This is a genomic window from Pseudolabrys taiwanensis, assembly GCF_003367395.1.
Lineage (GTDB): Bacteria > Pseudomonadota > Alphaproteobacteria > Rhizobiales > Xanthobacteraceae > Pseudolabrys > Pseudolabrys taiwanensis.
This window is the reverse complement of the sequence record NZ_CP031417.1, coordinates 169,957-186,501: the sequence shown is the minus strand read 5'-3', so window position 1 is coordinate 186,501 and position 16,545 is coordinate 169,957. Positions and strand designations below refer to the sequence as shown.

19 protein-coding genes are annotated in these 16,545 nt (G+C 62.3%); 10 read left to right on the top strand and 9 right to left on the bottom strand.

All coding sequences use genetic code 11. From position 1 onward, the window contains the following. Positions 1-69: 69 nt before the first annotated feature. From DW352_RS00845 to fliL, 4 genes are read right to left on the bottom strand one after another with little or no spacing between them, the layout of a single operon-like run. Positions 70-951 carry a MotE family protein gene (locus DW352_RS00845; protein WP_115687636.1) on the bottom strand — a complete coding sequence of 294 codons (882 nt, stop codon included), beginning with the start codon at positions 949-951 and terminating at the stop codon, positions 70-72. Further along, on the bottom strand, positions 948-1,394 hold the full coding sequence (locus DW352_RS00840) for a DUF6468 domain-containing protein (RefSeq protein WP_115687634.1): 447 nt from the start codon (positions 1,392-1,394) through the stop codon (positions 948-950). The genes DW352_RS00845 and DW352_RS00840 overlap by 4 nt, the downstream gene beginning before the upstream one ends. Next, complete coding sequence (gene fliM, locus DW352_RS00835; RefSeq protein ID WP_115687632.1) at positions 1,391-2,593, bottom strand: flagellar motor switch protein FliM; 1,203 nt, start codon at positions 2,591-2,593, stop codon at positions 1,391-1,393. The genes DW352_RS00840 and fliM overlap by 4 nt, the downstream gene beginning before the upstream one ends. A gap of 12 nt (positions 2,594-2,605) precedes the next feature. Further along, positions 2,606-3,115, bottom strand: coding sequence for a flagellar basal body-associated protein FliL (fliL, locus tag DW352_RS00830; protein ID WP_115687630.1), 510 nt, complete (start codon positions 3,113-3,115; stop codon positions 2,606-2,608). A gap of 350 nt (positions 3,116-3,465) precedes the next feature. Here fliL and flgF point away from each other — a divergent pair, with 350 nt between their 5' ends. The 5 genes from flgF to DW352_RS00805 all read left to right on the top strand — a co-directional run bounded on the left by flgF (position 3,466) and on the right by DW352_RS00805 (position 7,793). After that, complete coding sequence (gene flgF / locus DW352_RS00825; RefSeq protein ID WP_115694173.1) at positions 3,466-4,230, top strand: flagellar basal-body rod protein FlgF; 765 nt, start codon at positions 3,466-3,468, stop codon at positions 4,228-4,230. A 23-nt stretch (positions 4,231-4,253) separates the two neighbouring features. Then, a complete protein-coding gene (flgG, locus tag DW352_RS00820; RefSeq protein ID WP_115687628.1) occupies positions 4,254-5,042 on the top strand; it encodes a flagellar basal-body rod protein FlgG in 789 nt (262 codons plus the stop codon). A 9-nt stretch (positions 5,043-5,051) separates the two neighbouring features. Further along, on the top strand, positions 5,052-6,047 hold the full coding sequence (flgA, locus tag DW352_RS00815; RefSeq protein ID WP_115687626.1) for a flagellar basal body P-ring formation chaperone FlgA: 996 nt from the start codon (positions 5,052-5,054) through the stop codon (positions 6,045-6,047). Positions 6,048-6,084: 37 nt separating this feature from the next. Continuing rightward, a complete protein-coding gene (gene flgH, locus DW352_RS00810; RefSeq protein WP_162826694.1) occupies positions 6,085-6,834 on the top strand; it encodes a flagellar basal body L-ring protein FlgH in 750 nt (249 codons plus the stop codon). A 200-nt stretch (positions 6,835-7,034) separates the two neighbouring features. After that, on the top strand, positions 7,035-7,793 hold the full coding sequence (locus tag DW352_RS00805) for a methyltransferase domain-containing protein (RefSeq protein ID WP_115687622.1): 759 nt from the start codon (positions 7,035-7,037) through the stop codon (positions 7,791-7,793). On the opposite strand, the gene DW352_RS26570 is transcribed toward DW352_RS00805, so the two are convergent. The 4 genes from DW352_RS26570 to DW352_RS00785 form a co-directional block, all read right to left on the bottom strand. Beyond that, entirely contained in the window at positions 7,777-8,709 is a 933-nt protein-coding gene (locus DW352_RS26570) for a radical SAM protein (RefSeq protein WP_162826693.1), read from the bottom strand. The genes DW352_RS00805 and DW352_RS26570 overlap by 17 nt on opposite strands. Before the next feature lie 117 nt (positions 8,710-8,826). Next, on the bottom strand, positions 8,827-10,446 hold the full coding sequence (locus tag DW352_RS00795) for a tetratricopeptide repeat protein (protein ID WP_115687618.1): 1,620 nt from the start codon (positions 10,444-10,446) through the stop codon (positions 8,827-8,829). 113 nt (positions 10,447-10,559) lie between these two features. Continuing rightward, entirely contained in the window at positions 10,560-10,973 is a 414-nt protein-coding gene (gene dksA / locus DW352_RS00790) for an RNA polymerase-binding protein DksA (RefSeq protein ID WP_115687616.1), read from the bottom strand. Between the two features lie 187 nt (positions 10,974-11,160). Continuing rightward, positions 11,161-11,571 carry a flagellar assembly protein FliX gene (locus DW352_RS00785; RefSeq protein ID WP_115687614.1) on the bottom strand — a complete coding sequence of 137 codons (411 nt, stop codon included), beginning with the start codon at positions 11,569-11,571 and terminating at the stop codon, positions 11,161-11,163. A gap of 291 nt (positions 11,572-11,862) precedes the next feature. Between DW352_RS00785 and DW352_RS00780 the strand changes: the two genes are divergently transcribed. From DW352_RS00780 to DW352_RS00770, 3 genes are read left to right on the top strand one after another with little or no spacing between them, the layout of a single operon-like run. Further along, positions 11,863-12,936: a flagellar basal body P-ring protein FlgI gene (locus DW352_RS00780; RefSeq protein ID WP_245434440.1), complete on the top strand. Its 1,074-nt coding sequence runs from the start codon at positions 11,863-11,865 to the stop codon at positions 12,934-12,936. Next, positions 12,936-13,262, top strand: coding sequence for a flagellar assembly peptidoglycan hydrolase FlgJ (gene flgJ, locus DW352_RS00775; protein ID WP_115687610.1), 327 nt, complete (start codon positions 12,936-12,938; stop codon positions 13,260-13,262). Before DW352_RS00780 ends, flgJ begins: the two co-directional genes overlap by 1 nt. After that, entirely contained in the window at positions 13,259-13,735 is a 477-nt protein-coding gene (locus DW352_RS00770) for a hypothetical protein (protein ID WP_162826692.1), read from the top strand. Before flgJ ends, DW352_RS00770 begins: the two co-directional genes overlap by 4 nt. On the opposite strand, the gene DW352_RS00765 is transcribed toward DW352_RS00770, so the two are convergent. Beyond that, positions 13,719-14,402, bottom strand: a complete 684-nt coding sequence (locus DW352_RS00765; RefSeq protein WP_162826691.1) for a hypothetical protein — start codon at positions 14,400-14,402, stop codon at positions 13,719-13,721. The two genes, DW352_RS00770 and DW352_RS00765, sit on opposite strands and share 17 nt — an antisense overlap. Positions 14,403-14,696: 294 nt before the next feature. Here DW352_RS00765 and DW352_RS00760 point away from each other — a divergent pair, with 294 nt between their 5' ends. Continuing rightward, positions 14,697-15,509, top strand: a complete 813-nt coding sequence (locus DW352_RS00760) for a flagellin N-terminal helical domain-containing protein (protein ID WP_115687604.1) — start codon at positions 14,697-14,699, stop codon at positions 15,507-15,509. A gap of 175 nt (positions 15,510-15,684) precedes the next feature. Beyond that, a complete protein-coding gene (locus DW352_RS00755; RefSeq protein WP_115687602.1) occupies positions 15,685-16,500 on the top strand; it encodes a flagellin N-terminal helical domain-containing protein in 816 nt (271 codons plus the stop codon). Positions 16,501-16,545: the final 45 nt, after the last annotated feature.

Below are 16,545 nucleotides of genomic sequence, written 5' to 3'. Positions count from 1 at the left end.
TGGTGACGGCAGCCTAAGGGCGGGGCGTTTAAAGGGCCTTAACCGTGATCGCGGGCTCTACGGGAATTATCAGCCGCCGTTCGGCCGGCCCTCGATCTTGGGCAGTTCGTCGGCAACCGGCGCCGTTTGCGCACCGCGGCCAGCCAGCTCGACCGTCAGGCGTTCGGCGGCTTCCGGGTTCATCTGCGCCAGGATGGCGGACATCGTGCGCGGGTTCATGGCGGTCGAGACCTCGACCAGAATCTTGATGTCGAGCCGGTCGAAGATGCGCGCCGCCTCTTTCGGCTTCATGTTCTCGTACATCGAAACGACGCCCTTGAGCCGCTGTACCTCGGCCTTTTCGCGCGACTCGTTCACGGAATTGACGCGCGTCTCGATGTCCTTGAGTTCGTTGACCTTTGCGTCGAGCCGCTTCTCGGCGGCCTTCAGCAGTGTCTCGCGCATCTCCAGCTCGCGATTGCGGCTGTCGAGCTCGTGGCGGCGGTCCTGCAGGCGCTCCAAAACCGCACGCTCGCCCGGTGAATTGATCTTGCCCTGCTCCATCGGAATGGAGGCGCCGGCGACTTCGAGCTTAGGCGCATCGGGCGGCTTGGTGCTGGTCTTCAGCGGCGGCCCGCTCGTCTTCGGCTCGCTGGCGCCCACCGAGCCCGTGACGTCGCGGTCCGCGCTCACGCGATCAGCGCCGCCGTTGTAGTTGAACATCTCCTGCGCCCAGGACTTCGGCGGGCCCTGGTCGGGCTTCACCCGCTGGTCGGCGATGACAATCTTCGGCTGGTCCGGCACGCTCTCGCGTGTCGTGACCTGCAGGCTGGCTTTGTCCCGGCTCTGCAACCGCTCGGCCAGCGTATAGCCGCCTTCGAACACCAATCCGGATACCTTGAGCGCGAGCAGGCTCACGGTCGCCACGATGACGACCGGAAACAGCCTGATATCGCGCAAGAACCGGGTCATGCAGCCATACCGTTGATGCGGGCGCGGGCCCGTTCTGCAAAAGCTTGGGCCGCGGCCGCGACGGCCTTGGCGCCGGGCGCCGCCGTCTCGGTCTCGGCTTCGGGTTCACCGTCGGCCCGCGTGGCGCCGACGATGCGGACCAGGCGTGCCATCAGTTGCTCGCCGGCCGTGACTTGGCGGCCGATCTCGGCCGACAGCTGCTCGCCGCGCGCGAGGCGCGTACCGAGCGTCTCGTCGCCCTCGCGCATCGTGTTCTTCAGCCCGGCAATGGCGCGCTCGGCCACTTCCGTCGCGGTGACCAGTTCGGAAATGGTCGCGCGCAAGGCCTGCTCGTCCGCCTTGAGCATGCGCAACTGCTTGCTGAGCCGAACACAATAAAGGATCGTCATGAGGAGAAGGACCGAGACCATGCTCTCGATCAGAAAACCAAAATGGTAGCTCACGGGGTCTCCATTCGATTAGTTGATTCGTCGGCTTTTTCGAACATCGCAAAGGTTGTACGCGGCTTGCGCAGCGGCTTGCCGACGCGCACGGCGACGCGGTCGCCCACCCGGCCCATGCGGCCCTCGGTCAATGTGACGTCGCCGCAACGGACCGTGACCATGGCTTCGGGCTTGAGCTCGAGCATCAGCGTGTCGCCGACCTCCAGGCTCATCATGCGCCGCAGCGGCAGGCGCTGCTCGTAGAGCACGGCATCGACGCTGACCTGCGCCTGGCCGATTTCGGTGGCGAGATGGCCTTCCCAGATCGGGTCGCGGCCGAATTTCTCGCCCATGAACATCTGGAGGAGAACGGCGCGGATCGGCTCGATGGTCGCGTAAGGCAGCAGCAATTCGATATTGCCGCCGCGGTCCTCCATGTCGATGCGCAGGCGCACCAGAATGGCGGCGTTGGCCGGACGCGAAATCGCGGCAAAGCGCGGGTTCGTCTCGAGCCGATCGATATTGAATTTCACAGGCGACAGCGGCTTGAAGGCCAGCTCGGCGTCGGCCAGCACCACCTCGATCATGCGCTTGACGAGGTTGGTCTCGATCGTGGTGTAGGGCCGGCCTTCGACGCGCACCGAGGTGGCGCCGCGGCGGCCGCCGAGCAGCACGTCGATGATAGAGTAGATGAGCGTCGAGTTGACGGTCGCCAGGCCGAAGTTCTCCCACTCTTCCGCCTTGAACACGGCGAGGATCGCCGGCAGCGGAATCGAGTTGAGATAGTCGCCGAAGCGCACCGAGGTGATGCGGTCGAGCGAGACTTCGACGTTGTCCGACGTGAAATTGCGCAGGGAGGTCGTCATCAGCCGCACGAGGCGGTCGAAGACGATTTCCAGCATCGGCAGGCGTTCGTACGACACCATCGCGGAATCGATGATGGCGCGGATGCCCGAGTTGTCGTTCAGCGTGACGTCGGCCAGGCTGAAGCCGAGCAGGCTGTCGATTTCCTCCTGGTTGAGGACGCGTTCGGCGCCGCCTTTGGCGCCTTGCATGCCGTTGCTGTCGTCGGCCATCGCCGCCCATTGGGCGGCGGCTTCATCCGTGGTTGCCGCGGGCGCGCTTTCGCCGTTGGCGGACGGAGCGCCCGACTCAGCTTCGAGCGCGAGGCCCCATTCGGCGGCGAGCGCGTCTTGGTCGATCTGTTCTTTGTTGGCCATGGTCTTTCGCCGCTACTGGACGACGATCTCTTTGAATAAGACGGCCGTGACGCGATTCGGCGCGACGACAGCGTTGACCCGGCGGGTCAGTTCTTCCTTGAGGCGGTAGAGGCCGGCCGAGCCGTCGAGGTCGGTCGCGCGCAATTCGCGCAAATAGGTCTGGAAAGCGTCCATCACCCGCGGCATCAGCGGCTGGATCTTCGGCACCAGCTCGGCCTCGGGCAGTTCGAGCACGACCTTCACCTTGAGATATTGCGTGCGGTCGCTGCCGGTACCGGCGAGGTTCACCAATACGTCGGGCATGTCGACGAAAGTCGCCGGCTTGACCACGGCCTCCTTCGGCTTCTCCTCATGCTTCTTATGCATAAAGAGATAGGCGCCGGTGCCACCGCCGCCGACCACCGCAAGTCCGGCCACGGCCATGATGATCAGCTTGAGGGGGAGTTTCTTCTTGGCCGGGGCCGCCTCGCCCTCCGGCTTATCGTCCGTATCTGCTTCAGCTTTCTTAGCCGCCTTGGCCATGAACTGCCCCGATCACTGTTCGACGGGGCGGACACGCGCCGCACTTGCGCGCCTTAAACCCCCGTACCCCCTGGCAGCGAAGGTAAGTTCGTATGGTTAACAGAAACTTTATTGGAACCCCGAAGTGGGAAACTTTTGCCGGGTTGGACCGGCAAGAAGCAGCTTTTTGCCGGCTTCGGAAAACAGCCGTTTTTATATAAATAATTGATTTTATTAAATTTTTAGAGTTGGCACGGTGGCTGCAATACCCCTTGCGTCGCCCGGGCTTGGGAGAGCTCGACGCGGCGGACGACGGAGCGGTTTGGCCTCGGGAGGGCCAGTCCGGTTCGGCACAATCAGGGGAGATGCCGATGCAGAATGGCCTTCTGGTCGGACTGTCACGCCAGGTCGCGTTGTCGCGCGAGTTGGACGTGGTGGCGAACAATATCGCGAACATCAACACCACCGGCTTCAAGGCCGACGGCGCGGTGTTTGAAGAATACATTGCGCCGACCGCGCGCATCGGCGGCGCCACCGGCGCCGACAGCCGCGTCAGCTTCGTGCGCGACCGCGCCACCTGGGTCGACCTCTCGCAGGGCCCCATCGAGCGCACCGGCAATCCACTCGACCTCGCCATCGACGGCGGCGGATATCTCGCGGTGCAGACGCCGCGCGGCGAGCGCTACACGCGTAACGGCGCACTTCAGGTCAACGCCCAAGGCGAACTGGTGACCGCGGAAGGCTATCAGGTGCTCGGTGAAGCCGGCCCGGTCGTCTTTCAGCCGAAGGACCGCAACATAACGATCAGCAAGGACGGCAACATCAGCGTCCGCGCCGGCACCGACCCGACCGACAGCGTGCGCGGCAAATTGCGGATTATCGCCTTCGACGCGCCGGGCCGCCTGCAGAAGGACGGCGCCTCCACCTTCGCCGCGCCGGCCAACGTCACGCAGCAGCCCGCCACCGGCATCAAGATCGAACAGGGCGCGGTCGAGAAATCCAACGTGCGCGCCGTCCTCGAGATGACGCGCATGATCGAAGTCACACGCAGCTATAGCCAGGTCGCCAACATGCTTTCGCAACAATCCGACATGCGTCGCTCGGCGATCGAAAAGCTCGCCGACGTCCTCAACTGAAGCCGCTGGTAGGAGAATAGACAATGCGCGCACTGCACACCGCGGCGACCGGCATGATGGCCCAGGAGCTCAACGTCCAGGTCATCTCCAACAACATCGCCAACATGCGCACGACTGGCTACAAGCGCCAGCGTGCGGAATTCCAAGACCTGCTCTACGAGCATGTCAACCGCGTCGGCACACAGACCTCGTCGCAGGGCAACATCCTGCCCGCCGGCATCGAGCTCGGCTCCGGCGTCAAAACGGTCGGCACGCCGCGCCTGATGTCGCAAGGCGAATTGGCGCAGACCGGCAAGGATTACGACATTGCCATCCGCGGCGAAGGCTTCTTCAAGATCCTGATGCCCGACGGCCGCACGGCCTATACCCGTGACGGCTCATTCGAGCTCGACCAGCAGGGCCGTCTCGTCACCGCCCAGGGCAACGTCGTCCAGCCGCAGATCACGATCCCGGCTAACGCCAGCTCTGTGTCGATCAACAGCCAGGGCCAGGTCTCGATCACGCAGCAAGGCACGACCACGCAGACCCAGATCGGCCAGCTTCAGCTTTCGATCTTCGTCAACAAAGCGGGCCTGCAGAGCATGGGCGACAACCTGTATATGGAAACGCCCGCCTCCGGCACGCCCCAGGACGGCACCCCGAGCACCGACGGCTTCGGCAACCTGCAGCAGGGCTATCTCGAGCAGGCCAACGTCGAGTCCGTGAGCGAAATCTCCGATCTGATCGCCGCGCAGCGCGCTTACGAGATGAACGCCAAGGTGATCAGCGCCGCCGATCAGATGCTCTCGGCAACCTCCAACCTGATGCGATGAGGTAAGGCCATGATCCGCGCCTCCATTGCGGCCTTCGCGACGCTCCTCGCTTTCAGCGCCTCGGCACAACAAGCCGACACGACGGAAGAATTCCGTCCGGTACTGAAGGCGCAAGCGACGGTCCACGGTCCGACCGTGCTGGTCGGCGACCTCGTCGAAAATGCCGGCGCGCTCGCCAAGGTGGCGATCTTCCGCGCGCCCGATCTCGGTTTCACCGGCACCGTGCCGGCGCAAGCCGTCGCGGAAGCGGTGCGCAACCGCGCCCTGGCCGACATCGACACCGCCGGCCTGACTGAAGTCTCCGTGACGCGGGCCGCCCGCGCGATCCACGCCAAGGATATCAGCGACGCGATCGTCCGTGCGCTCGCCGTGCAGTTCAACTTCGGCAATCCGAACGACATCACCATCACCTTCGATCGCGACCTGCAGACGGTTTATGTCGAGCCCAACGCCATCGGCCAGCCGCGCGTCGCGCATATCGGCCTCGACCGCGGCGGCCGCTTCGATGCGAGCCTCGAAATGCCGACCGGCAACGGCAAGCACGGCCTGCTGCGCATCGCCGGGCGGGCGCAAGTGACGGCGGAGGTGCTGACGATCGCACGCACCCTCGAGCGCGGCGCCGTGATCAAGGATTCCGACGTCGTGCTTGAGCGTCGACCGCGCGCTGAAGTCGGACGCGAAGCCTTGACCGATCGCAGCCAGGTTGTCGGTCTTTCATTGCGGGTCCCCAAGCAGGCGGGCAACATGCTGCGTGCCGCCGAATTGGCGAGGCCCGACACCATCGCACGGAACGAAGTCGTGATGCTGATCTACGAAGTGCCAGGCGTCACGCTCTCGGTCCGCGGCAAAGCCATGGAAGGCGGCGCCGAAGGCGACGTGATCTCCGTCCTCAACGAACAATCCAAACGCACGCTGCAGGGCGTCATCGCCGGCCCCGGCCGCGTCGTGATTACCACGCAGGGCAACCGCATTGTCGCCAATGCCGCCCTGCCCGGCCAGAACTAGACCGCGCCGCGAGGCGCCCCTTGTGAAAGTGACACCGATGCAACGCCAATCCGTCCTGCGTCCCATCCTCCTCGCGTCGACAATGCTGACGCTCTTGAGCGGCTGCTCGGCGATCGACCGCCTCAAGGACATCGGCTCGCCGCCGGCGCTGGCTGCGGTCGACAATCCCACCGCGCGCCCCGGCTACAAGCCGGTGCAGATGCCGATGCCGGCGGCGCAGCCCGCTTCGTACAATCCGAACTCGCTGTGGCGGAACGGTTCGCGCGCCTTCTTCAAGGACCAGCGCGCGCATCAGATCGGCGACATCCTGACGGTCTCGGTCAACATCACCGACAAGGCCATCATCGACAACGAGACCAAGCGCAGCCGATCCAATACCGAGGACTCGGGCGTCAGCGACTTCATCGGCAGCAAGACCATCGTCAACCCGGCGAAGGCTATTCTGCCCGGCCGCATCCTCACCGCCGACGCCACCGCCGCCAGCGAAGGCAAGGGCTCGGTGAACCGCTCCGAAGCGTTGCAGACCAACGTCGCCGCCGTGGTCACGCAAGTGCTGCCGAACGGCAACCTGGTGGTCGAAGGCAAGCAGGAAATTCGCGTCAATTTCGAAATTCGCGAACTGATCGTCGCCGGCATCGTGCGTCCGGAAGACATCCAGAGCGACAACACCATCGACTCTTCGAAGATCGCGCAAGCGCGCATCGCCTATGGCGGCCGCGGCCAGATCACCGATGTGCAACAGCCGCGCTACGGCCAGCAGGTCTTGGACGTGATCCTGCCCTTCTAACGTTTCGCGCCTCGGCCTTCATCGGCCGAGGCCACGATCTCCCGCGCCGCTTTCGTCTCGCGAGCGGAAACGGCGTACACGACGCGGCCTCCGGTAGCTCCCCTGCCGGAGGCCGTGTTCATTTTGCGCGCGGGGGACACACTGGTGAAGGCTCACAGCAAAAGGGTTGAATAATTTTTTAAATCAACCTAGATGACACCATGCAAGAGTTTAAATATGAGGGCTTCTGTCCTATCTGCGATCACTTGGCCACGTTCCACAGCCACAGTTCGCGCTGGTGGGATTTCCGCGCAGGACTCGTTTGCAAGACCTGCCCCGGCGGCTCGCTTCCGCGCGAGCGCGCTATAGCGTTTGTGATGAAGCGCCTCTGTCCCGATTGGCGGGCCAAACGAGTCCATGAATCATCTCCAGCGGAGCGAGGTCTATCAGTCGTTCTCGCTAAAGAATGTGCAGGTTACATCCCTACCCAATACTTCCCGAACGAGCCTCTTGGAAAGACAATCGGAAAATTCCGGTGCGAGAACCTTGAGAAGCAGACTTTCGCCGATTGCTTATTCGATATTGTGATTACACAGGATGTCTATGAACACATCTTGGACCCAATACGAGCGACGGCCGAAATCTTCCGCACTCTTGTTCCAGGTGGCCTCAGTATATTGACGACGGGCGTTTTTAAACAGCACGTCAAATCAGTATTCCAGGCAAGACACGGGCGAGACGGCGATATTGAATATCTGAAGAAACCTCCCGAGTACCATGGCAATCCGATTAGCAGCAAAGGTTCTCTGGTGACCGCTTCCTATGGACATGATTTCCCCGAGCTGCTGGCCAAGTGGGCCCCATTCGACGTTGAGCTTTTTCGTTTCGTGGACCGCGAACACGGGATTCTGGGTGAGTTTACCGATGTTATCGTCTGCCGAAAGCCGCGATATGCCTGTCAACTCACCTGGGAAACATAGGGAGGCCCGACGATCCGACAGAAAGTTCAAGCCCGGCCTCCCGAATTCTCTCTCGATCTTCCTCGGTCGCCACCCGACGTGGGTTCGTACAGCTACGGCAAAAATTGTGTTGCAACCGCGCACGAAGTACTTCGTGTTCCGGCATTTCCAGATAGGCGCCGATTTTCAACGCCGGGACATTTGGCATGGCGCAACAGAGAAACACATCGCCAGCGGAATCAATTGCAACTTGGTCCATCATAAGTCTGCACGTCTGGCCCGCCATCTCCGGGGAAGGAAGACTTCGTCCGCGATCAGATTCAGCGATATAGAATTGATTGTTGAACCGGCGCTGATCTGACACTTTTGGATCGCCAACTCCGGGAAGCGCTTCGAAGAAGAAGCCGATTTCTTCAGCAAATGCTTTGGCAATTTCCTCTTCGAAAACGTTGTACTCAAACTTGATAAACCGCCAATAAGACATCATTTCCAATTTATGGCGCTTCACGAGTTCGGAAACACGCCTTGCATTATCCATCGCGTATTGGAGATTGCCGCCGACGTGATTGACCTCATAGACACGTTGAGTCATTCCCGACGTAGAAACTACCAATCGATCTATGCCCGCCAACAATGATCTTTCGAGATTATCAATATGACGCAGAGAAAATGTCGTTGAAACCCAGCACTGAAATCCATAATTTTTGACGACTGCAATGTAGTCTTCCAAAGTTCTATTTAAGAATGGCTCAGTCCAATTAAAAAGCCCAAAGCGTCGATAACCGGCATCCTTCAATTTTTTTGCCAGAACCTCGAATTTTCCGAGCGGCATCTTCGCACTCGAATTATCCATGACTCGCACGCCGCGCACGCAGGTTGGGCATCTTAGCTGGCAAGCATCAATTGTATCGACATAGGCAAAATCTAGTGCTGGCATCGCCGACCTCGCAATTCGACCTAGGATTGATACTGCAAACAATACTACCATTAAGTTTAGGTTGATAGTCAATCCAACCGGCCGCTTTTCGTAGATCCGGGGCCCACAACGCGGAAACTACTTGAGGACGATTGCCGGGACCGCAGTGAATACGCGGTAAGTTGTTAATTCTGCCAGCAGGTCGCGCGCCGCATCGATCACGCTGTCCCAGTCCTTCAGCCGCGGCTGGCGCAACAGACTCATGCCCGGATACCAGGCGCTCGTGCCCCCTGTTCGCAGCCAGCGGAAATCGGCCGCGAAAGGCAGCATGACGACCGCCGGTACGCCCAGTGCGCCGGCGAGATGCACGACCGAGGTATCGACCGACACGACGAGATCGAGCTGCTTGATGAGACCGGCGGTGTCGTCGAAGTCCGTCAGCTGCGCCGAATAGTCGAGCACATTCGCGCGAGTGCTCAATATAGCGCGTTCGTCGTCGCTCAGGCCGACGCGCAGATTGACGAAATCGATGTCGGGCCTGTCGAGCAGGGCGGCAAAACGCGCCAAGGGAATCGAGCGGTTGATATCGTTGCGATGGCCGGCCTTGCCGGCCCAGCAGAAGCCGACGCGCGGGTTGCCCGCCGGCAATCGCTTCGCCCATTCCGCCATACTGGCGTCATCGAGATCGATGTAAGGGATCGATGCCGGCACGGTCGCCGCCGTCGTCTTGAACGCCAGCGGCAAGCTCATCAGCGGACAATGAAAGTCGAAGGCGGCGAGCTTGCTGCCGCGCGCCACGACGCGATCGACGCCGGGCACGCGCGCCATCAGGCGCACAAGCTCCGGCTGCACTTCGAGCACGACCGTCGCGCCGAGACGTTGCACGAGCGGCGCATAGCGGACGAACTGGATCGTGTCGCCGAAGCCCTGCTCGGCGTGCAGCAGGATGGTGCGGCCGCTCAAGGATTGGCGGCCGGTCCATTGCGGCGATGAGAAGTTGCGACGGTGTTCGGCGAAGGCGCCCGTCTCCCAGCGCCGCTCATATGACGCCCAGCCGTTTTCGAAATCGCCCAGCGCCAGCTGCACCATTCCGCGTTCGAAAGCCGCTTCCGCGAAGTTCGGTTCGATCGCCAGCGCCTGCTGCAGATCGGCAAGCGCCTCATCCAACCGGTCCAGCCGCTTCAATGCATGCGCCCGGTTGGTCAGGAGGCGCGCGGTCGCGCCCTTGATCCGGATGGCCGCGTCGTAACTGGCGATCGCCTGTTCCGGCTCGTTGAGCTTGAGCATCGCGTTGCCGCGATTGCCCAGGGCATCGACATGCGCCGGCTCGCGCGCGAGCGCCTGGTCGAAGGCGCCGAGCGCTTCCTGCAACCGGCCGAGATGCAGACAGGCGACGCCACGTTTGCTGAGCAAATCGGGATCGTCCGGTGCGAGCGCGAGCGCCGCATCGAAGCTCGCCAGCGCTTCGTCGGCGCGGCCCAGCGCATAGAGGACGAGACCGTGATCGGACCACAGATCCGCCGAGGGTATGCCGCCCTTCAAGGCCTCGGCCAGGTAGCGCAACGCCTGCGCCGACCGCCCCGTCTGGTAGTGGAGAAGGCCGAATAGATGCAGCGCTTCGACGTGCCGGGGATCGCGCGCCAGAATGGCCTTGTACTGCTTCTCCGCCCGCGCCCAGGCGCCCTCGCCGTGAGCCGCGCGCGCCGTTTCAAGCAGCGACGCTAGATCCACAACCGGTTGCGAGTGATGACGGGCCATGGCGACGAACCGGCGAAGGAAAGCGAATCACGACGGACCCGAGGGTAACGAAAAATCCCCCGGCCGAGGGCCGAGGGATCAAAATTCGCCCTGAAATCAGGCCAACCGCGTCGTCAGTCGTCGCGATAGACGCGCTCGCGGCGCTCATGGCGCTCCTGCGCTTCCACCGACAAGGTCGCGATCGGACGCGCCTCGAGACGGCGCAACGAGATCGGCTCGCCGGTCTCTTCGCAGTAGCCGTAGGTGCCATCGTCGATCCGGCCAAGCGCCTCGTCGATCTTGGCGATCAGCTTGCGCTGCCGGTCGCGGGCGCGCAGTTCGATGGCACGGTCGGTCTCGGACGAGGCCCGGTCGGCCAGGTCCGGATGATTCTGATTTTCCTCCTGCAGATGCTGCAGGGTTTCCTTGGCCTCTTTCAGAATGTCCTCGCGCCAGGCCAGGAGCTTCGCACGGAAGTACTCGCGCTGGCGCTCGTTCATGAACGGCTCCTTGTCGGAAGGCCGGTAGTTTTTGTTCTTCGCCAACATGTCCCACCAACTCCCTGTATTCTTATTTCTTTCGTTATCGCCGCTTCACCCTCCCAGGTGCGGCTGGCTTATATACGTGCGCCACGCGCGCGACAATATGGGACTGTGCGCGACTCTTGCGCAAAATTATTATGACATTCCAATGACTTGATGGATTTTTGGGCGCCGCCGCCTCAGCCTTGGGCGGCTAGCGAATGCCGGCTTTGGCCAGTTCCACAGCGACGCGCAGGTCGATGGCGCTCAGCACCTCGTCGAGGCCCGGATCGCCCGATTCTTCGGTCAGGCCTTCGGCCGCCACCTTGAGGCGGGCAAGCGTCGACTGGTCGACACTGCCGTCGAGCAGCGCCACCTTCAGACTATCGAGCATATCGAGGGCGTTCCGCCCCTTGGCGACCGACCGCTTCTTGCGCTCGGTGGGGTCATCGACTCCCTGGAGGGCGATCAGCGCGTCGACCGTGGAGATCGCGCGGAGCGACACCGCGGCGCCGGCGCTGCGCGGGGTTTCCTGCTCGCTGACCGTGAAGGTGCCGGATGCAGTGCGGCGAGCGGACGCCGGCGCATTTGCCAGCGCGGTACCGTTCGGCCCATAGACACGCATTGTAGAGTATCCCCAGCCCGGCTTGTTGTCGGTCCCCCAAGCACCTGCACAGTGCGGCCCCTATGGTTAACAACCGGTAAATGCCCGGCAAAAACTGCCGGGATACGTCGGTTTGTGCCGAGTCAGCGCGACGCGCCCAGGTCCGGTCGAATCAGAAAAATACAGCAATACCAATACTTTAAAGGGCGCCGGCCGCGTGGCACGCGCCTCGCATAGGTCATGGAAAGTCATACGTCACATTGGGGAGCAGTGATGACGAAGACCCTTCGTGCCGCCTTCTTGGCGGTAGCTATGGCCGTGTTTCTACCTGGTGGCGCCGGGGCGGCTTCGCGCATCAAAGATCTCGCCAATATTGAAGGCGTTCGTCAGAACCAGCTCATCGGCTACGGCTTGGTGGTCGGTCTCAACGGCACCGGCGATACGCTCAACAACATCCCTTTCACCAAGCAGTCGCTGCAAGCGATGCTGGAACGACTCGGTGTGAACGTCCGCGGCCAGACGCTGCGCACGGGCAACGTCGCGGCCGTGATGGTGACCGCCAACCTACCGGCCTTCGCGACGCAGGGCACGCGCATCGACATCACCGTGTCGGCGCTCGGCGACTCCAAGAGCCTGCAAGGCGGCACCCTGCTGGTCACGCCCCTGCTCGGCGCGGATGGCAACGTCTACGCCGTCGCGCAAGGCTCGGTGGCCATCAGCGGCTTCCAGGCCGAAGGCGAAGCCGCCAAGATCGTGCGCGGCGTGCCGACGGTCGGACGCATCTCGAACGGCGCGCTGATCGAGCGTGAGATCGAGTTCAACTTGAACCGGCAGAGCCAGCTGCGCATGGCGCTGCGCAATCCGGACTTCACCACCGCCAAGCGCATCGCCGCCGCCATCAACGACTTCATTGGCGCACCGACGGCGGAGCCGCTCGATCCCTCGACCGTCGGCATCACGGTGCCGGTGCCCTACCGTGGCAACGTGGTGAAGCTTCTGACCGAAGTCGAGCAGTTGCAGGTCGAGCCGGACCTCTCGGCCAAGATCGTGATCGACGAGCGCTCCGGCGTCATCGTCATGGGCCGCGACGTCCGCGTATCCATGGTGGCAGTCGCCCAAGGCAACCTTACGGTCAGCATCAGCGAGACGCCGCAGGTCAGTCAGCCGCAGCCGTTCTCGCGCGGTGGTACCACCCAAGTCGTGCCGCGCACCCGCATCGGCGTCCAGGAGGACGGCAAGCGGCTGGCGGTGGTGAAGGACGGCGTGTCGTTGCAACAGCTCGTCGACGGCCTGAATGCCCTCGGCATCGGTCCGCGCGACATGATCGCCATCCTGCAGGCGATCAAGGCCGCCGGCGCGATCCAAGCCGACATCGAGGTGATGTAATGGCCAACGCCGCATCCCTTACCGCGCCCGGCCTTAGCGCCACCGATCTTCTGGCGACGAAGGCGCCCGGGAAGCTCTCGGCCAACACCGAAGCCAAAGCCCGCAGCAAGGCCCAAGACTTCGAAGCCATGTTTCTCAACTCGATGTTCCAGCACATGTTCACCGGCCTCAACGGCGACGGTCCCATGGGCGGTCAGGGAGCGACCGGCGTCTGGCGCTCCATGCTGACCGACCAGTTCGCAAGGACGATCGCCAAATCCGGCGGCATCGGCATCGCCGATCAGGTCTATCGCAGCCTGATCGCCCACCAGGAGGCCAGTACGTGACCGAACAATCTGCAGACCAAACAGCCGTAGCCGTTACCGAAGACAATGCCGAGCGCGTTGTGGCGGACCTGAACGCCATCCTCGACGATCTGCTGCGGACGGTCGAACAAGAGACCGCACAGGTCCGTGCCGGTCACTTGCGCGAGGCCGTGCGTCTGAGCGACGCGAAGATCGCGCTGTCCCGCCGCTACGCCTTGGAAAGCGCGCGCATGCGGGCGGCGCAAGCGATCGTCGAGCGGGTGATGCCGAATGCACTTGAGGCGCTCCGCCTGCGACACGAGACCTTCCATAGCGTCTTGAGGAAGAATCTCACCGTATTGGCCACCGCGCATGCAGTGTCCGAGGGCATCATCCGCGGCGTGTCCGGTGAGTTGGCGCGCAAGCAGGTGCCGTCGACCTATGGCGCGACTGGCCGCGCTAATACGCCGGGGCCGAAGGCCAGCCAGCCGCTGGCGGTCAGCCGGTCGTTGTAGGATCTTGGGTCGTATCCTGCGGTGCCGGATCCGACGTTGCGCCATCCGTCGGCGTCGTATCGTTCGACGTCGAGTCCGATGACGGCGTGTTATTCAGCGCCTTCAAATCCTTGATCTTCAAGCCCGTGACGGTGTCGTACTCCGTACCGTCCGGCATGGTCAGGATGTTGTTCTTGGTGTCGAGATAGGCGCCGTTCGGCATCTGGATCATGTAGGACGGGTCGATCACCTTGACGCCCGTGATTGCGTCGATCTGCGTGCCATCCGACATCGTCATCACGTTGGTATCCGTGTTCAACGACGCGCCGTTGTCGAAATAGATGTAGGTGTCGAGCACATTCTTCGGCTTGACCGTGTTCTGCTGGCGCTGCAGCTCGGTTATCATCTTCTGCATCTGCTCGTCCTGGCGCTTCTGAAGCGCCTGGGAGGCGAGCTGCGCATAGAAGCTCGACGTATTGGTCACGTTGCTTGTGGTGATCGTCGCCATATTGTTGGCGAAGGCCGAGGTCGCGCTGAGGAACGAGCTGACGCTGCCGTTGCCGGCATTCTGCAGCATGCCGATGAGACCGCCCGGGTTCTGCGAATTCTTTATCGACGTCATGGCGTCGGCGAGCCAGTTCGGCTTGCTTGAGCTGTTCAACAAGGACGAGGAAGAGACGGAAGACATGGTTGGCACCTCGGATCGCGCCACCCTACCAATCGACCGTTAACAAAAATCAACCGTTAGCAAAGCGTTCACTCTGTTGCTCCCCTCGCGACGGCAAGCGAACGACCGGTCGAAAGCCGAGCCCCAAGATATTTCATAAACTGAATTAAATACGGGCCATCCCCTTAGAGAAACGAGAACTCGTTAACCACGTTCTTTTACGGCGCATTTGGAGGCTACGTGAGAAGACATCGGCCGATCCAACGGATCGACGTAGTTGCCAGTACGGCACTGTGACCAGAAAGGTAGCGTAAGATGTCTCAGATCGTTCTCTCCGCAGGCGTCCGTTCGAACCTGCTTCAGCTGCAGCAGACTTCGGACCTGATCACCTCCACCCAGACCAAGCTCGCCACCGGCAAGCGCGTCAACTCGGCCCTCGACAACGCCAACAATTTCTTCACGGCGCAGGGCCTCGATAACCGTGCCAGCGACCTGAACAACCTGCTCGATGCCATGTCCACCGGCATCAACACCATTCAGGCCGCCAACAACGGCATCACGGCGATCACCAAGCTGGTCCAGTCGGCCCAGTCGCTGGTCAGCCAGGCCCAGCAGACGTCGGATACCGCCACCCGCGCCAGCCTGTCCTCGCAGTTCGATGCGATCCGTACTCAGATCGACCAGCTCGCGGGCGACGCCGGCTTCAACGGCACCAACCTGCTCAACGGCGACAACCTCACGGTTACGCTGAACGAGACGGCGACCTCGAGCACGACGGTCAGCGGCGTGACCGACACCTCGACCGGTCTGGCCATCAACGCCGCCGCCAACAGCTGGGCCGCCACCGCGGACATCACCACCGCTGGCACGGACCTCACGGCCGCGTTGTCGACCCTTCGTTCGCAGTCGCAGACCCTGAGCTCGAACCTGTCGACCGTGCAGATCCGCCAGGACTTCACCAAGGCGATGATCAACACGCTGCAGGCCGGTTCGGACGCCCTCACCCTCGCCGACTCCAACGAGGAAGGCGCCAACCTGCTCGCCCTGCAGACCCGCCAGCAGCTGTCGACGACCGCTCTGTCGCTCGCCTCGCAGGCCGACCAGAACGTGCTCCGCCTGTTCGGCTAAGCCGTCCGGCATACACACTTCCGAAAACGGCGGCCTCCGGGCCGCCGTTTTTTTATTCACAAGGCGATTATGGCTAATATCCGGTTACCAAAAAGGAGCCCTTTAACCCTCTATCAACCCTAATAAATCACTATCGGCCCGCCGTTCAGCGATATTTTCCGGCATGGAGCCAGCAATGAGTGACATCGTTCTTTCAGCAGGCGTTCGTTCGAACCTGCTGCAGCTACAACAAACGTCCGATTTAATTACCTCGACTCAGACCAAGCTCGCGACCGGACGCCGGGTCAATTCGGCTCTCGACAACCCGATCAACTACTTCACGGCCCAGAGCCTGAACGTGCGCGCGAACGATCTGAACGCGCTGCTCGACACCATGTCGACGGGCATCAACACCATCCAGGCCGCCAATAACGGCATCACGGCGATCACCAAGCTGGTGCAATCGGCTCAGTCGCTGGCCAGCCAGGCGCAGCAGACGGGCGACACCAACGTGCGCGCGACGCTCGCGAGCCAATTCGATTCGATCCGCTCGCAGATCGACCAGCTTGCCGGCGACGCCGGCATCAACGGCGTCAACCTGCTCGGCGGCAACGACCTGACCATCACCTTGAACGAGTCCGCGACATCGTCGGTCACGATCACGGCGGTCAATGACACCACGGGCGGCGACCTCACCGTCAACCCCTCGGCCAACGGCTGGGCGACGTCGGCCGATATCACCGCCGCTTCGACCGAGTTGACCGCCGCGCTGACCAAACTCCGCTCGCAGTCGCAAGCCCTGAGCTCGAACCTGCAGACCGTGCAGATCCGCCAGGACTTCACCAAGGCGATGATCAACACGCTCAACACCGGCGCCGACAACCTGACGCTGGCGGACAGCAACGAAGAAGGCGCGAACCTGCTCGCCCTGCAGACCCGCCAGCAGCTGTCGACGACGGCCTTGTCGCTGGCTTCGCAGGCCGACCAGAACGTTCTGAAGTTGTTCAGCTAATTGGATTGCCGCGCGAGAACCGTTCGTTAAGGTCGGACGGTTTAC

Coding starts and splice junctions, on each gene's coding strand:
- DW352_RS00845 (WP_115687636.1), bottom strand. CDS start 951: ATGACCCGGTTCTTGCGCGATATCAGGCTGTTTCCGGTCGTCATCGTG.
- fliM (WP_115687632.1), bottom strand. CDS start 2,593: ATGGCCAACAAAGAACAGATCGACCAAGACGCGCTCGCCGCCGAATGG.
- fliL (WP_115687630.1), bottom strand. CDS start 3,115: ATGGCCAAGGCGGCTAAGAAAGCTGAAGCAGATACGGACGATAAGCCG.
- flgF (WP_115694173.1), top strand. CDS start 3,466: ATGCAGAATGGCCTTCTGGTCGGACTGTCACGCCAGGTCGCGTTGTCG.
- flgG (WP_115687628.1), top strand. CDS start 4,254: ATGCGCGCACTGCACACCGCGGCGACCGGCATGATGGCCCAGGAGCTC.
- flgA (WP_115687626.1), top strand. CDS start 5,052: ATGATCCGCGCCTCCATTGCGGCCTTCGCGACGCTCCTCGCTTTCAGC.
- flgH (WP_162826694.1), top strand. CDS start 6,085: ATGCAACGCCAATCCGTCCTGCGTCCCATCCTCCTCGCGTCGACAATG.
- DW352_RS00805 (WP_115687622.1), top strand. CDS start 7,035: ATGCAAGAGTTTAAATATGAGGGCTTCTGTCCTATCTGCGATCACTTG.
- DW352_RS26570 (WP_162826693.1), bottom strand. CDS start 8,709: ATGCCAGCACTAGATTTTGCCTATGTCGATACAATTGATGCTTGCCAG.
- DW352_RS00795 (WP_115687618.1), bottom strand. CDS start 10,446: ATGGCCCGTCATCACTCGCAACCGGTTGTGGATCTAGCGTCGCTGCTT.
- dksA (WP_115687616.1), bottom strand. CDS start 10,973: ATGTTGGCGAAGAACAAAAACTACCGGCCTTCCGACAAGGAGCCGTTC.
- DW352_RS00785 (WP_115687614.1), bottom strand. CDS start 11,571: ATGCGTGTCTATGGGCCGAACGGTACCGCGCTGGCAAATGCGCCGGCG.
- DW352_RS00780 (WP_245434440.1), top strand. CDS start 11,863: ATGGCCGTGTTTCTACCTGGTGGCGCCGGGGCGGCTTCGCGCATCAAA.
- flgJ (WP_115687610.1), top strand. CDS start 12,936: ATGGCCAACGCCGCATCCCTTACCGCGCCCGGCCTTAGCGCCACCGAT.
- DW352_RS00765 (WP_162826691.1), bottom strand. CDS start 14,402: ATGTCTTCCGTCTCTTCCTCGTCCTTGTTGAACAGCTCAAGCAAGCCG.
- DW352_RS00760 (WP_115687604.1), top strand. CDS start 14,697: ATGTCTCAGATCGTTCTCTCCGCAGGCGTCCGTTCGAACCTGCTTCAG.
- DW352_RS00755 (WP_115687602.1), top strand. CDS start 15,685: ATGAGTGACATCGTTCTTTCAGCAGGCGTTCGTTCGAACCTGCTGCAG.